Here is a 1,647-nt window from a genome sequence, read left to right on the forward strand (position 1 = left end):
GGACACCGGCCGCCGGCGTCATTCCCGTGCCGGAGAGGGCCTTGTGGGCCGTCAGACGCGGGAACGGACAGTCCTGGAACCATGACGCCCTTGAAGCGCCCTGAGGGCTTAAAGGCGTGTGCAGCATAAAAGCGTGTATTTTGCCGCACTCACACCGCCTTGCGGGGTGGCGCGCCAAGTGCGGCGGCAGAGCGGACGACCATGCTCGATGAAAATCCGCTCATGGGCGAAAATGCCCCGGGCCGCAGAAACAGCCCCTAATCCGCCTTTTTGGAACGACGCATGGCTACAGAGCCTGTGCGCGCCAGTTCCTTGATGCCAAAGCGCTGTAAAAGATTGATGATGGCATCCAGCTTGTCCTGATTGCCTGTGGCCTCAATGGTCATTTCATTGGGGCTTACGTCCACCACCTTGCAGCGGAATATCTCAACGGTGCGCAGAATTTCACCCCGCATGGGGCCTTCAGCCTGCACCTTGACCAGCATCATTTCGCGTTCAACAGCGGCAATGTCCGCAAAGTCCACCACCTTGATGACAGACACGATTTTGTGCAGCTGTTTCATTATCTGCTCTAAAATCAGGCTGTCGCCTTCTGTGGTGATGGTCATGTGCGAAACGCCCTCTTCCAGGGCCGGGGCCACATTGAGCGAATGGATGTTAAAGCCGCGCCCGCTGAACAGTCCCGCCACGCGGGAGAGCACGCCGGGCTCGTTTTCCACCAGCACGGAAAGCACATGTGTCTTGGTCATAGCCCCTCCTTTACACCAGCAACATTTCATCAAGCGCCGCGCCAGCGGGCACAATGGGGTACACGTTTTCCTCGCGCTCAACCACTACGTCGATAAAGGCCGGATTGGGTGTGGCAAGGGCCTTTTCAAGGGTGGCGCGCAGGTCTTCGGGCTTTTCAATGCGGTAGCCTTCGGCCCCGTAGGCTTCGGCCAGCTTCACAAAGTCCGGCTGGGCCTCCATGTTGGTGGAGCTGTAGTTCTGGTTGTAAAAGAGTTCCTGCCACTGGCGCACCATGCCGAGGTGGCGGTTGTTCAGGATGACGACCTTGATGGGCAGCCTGTTGGAAACCACGGTAGCCAGTTCCTGAATGTTCATCTGTAACGAGGCGTCGCCCGCGACGGTGATGACTTTTTTGTGGGGGAAGGCAAACTGCGCGCCGATGGACGCGGGAAAACCGTAACCCATCGTGCCGAGCCCCCCGCTGGTCAGCAGGGTGCGCGGCTTGGTGAACGTGTAGAACTGGGCTACCCACATCTGGTGCTGGCCCACTTCGGTGGCGATGATGGCATCGTCGTTGGAAAGTTCATACAGGGTCTGGATGACTTCCTGCGGCTTGATATTGTGGTTTTTCTGGTAGCAGAGAGGCTTGCTTTTTTTCCATTCGGCCACGGCCTCAAGCCACGCGGCGTGCTCGCTGCCCCAGTCTTTGCCCTCCAGCTTGGCGCTGCATATTTCGCCCATACCTTCCAGCGCCAGGCGGCAGTCGCCCACCACGGGAACGTGCACTTCCACGTTTTTGCGTATGGATGTGGGGTCGATGTCAATATGCACGATGCGCGCTTTGGGCGCGAAGCCTGCCAGCTTGCCCGTAACGCGGTCATCGAAGCGCGCACCCACGCACACCAGCACATCGGCATT

2 protein-coding genes are annotated in these 1,647 nt (G+C 58.8%); both read right to left on the reverse strand.

Annotated features, from left to right (window positions below; genetic code table 11):
- Positions 1–257: 257 nt before the first annotated feature.
- Positions 258–749: an acetolactate synthase small subunit gene (gene ilvN / locus V6C07_RS11850; RefSeq protein WP_012625524.1), complete on the reverse strand. Its 492-nt coding sequence runs from the start codon at positions 747–749 to the stop codon at positions 258–260.
- Between the two features lie 10 nt (positions 750–759).
- Positions 760–1,647 (reverse strand): thiamine pyrophosphate-dependent enzyme (locus tag V6C07_RS11855; RefSeq protein ID WP_333536687.1); only part of this gene is annotated, 888 nt, incomplete at its 5' end.

This window comes from Desulfovibrio sp. 1214_IL3152, assembly GCF_036763055.1.
Classification (GTDB): Bacteria; Desulfobacterota; Desulfovibrionia; order Desulfovibrionales; family Desulfovibrionaceae; genus Desulfovibrio.

Excerpts from the sequence above, each read along its gene's own strand:
- ilvN (WP_012625524.1), bottom strand. The coding sequence starts at position 749 with ATGACCAAGACACATGTGCTTTCCGTGCTGGTGGAAAACGAGCCCGGC.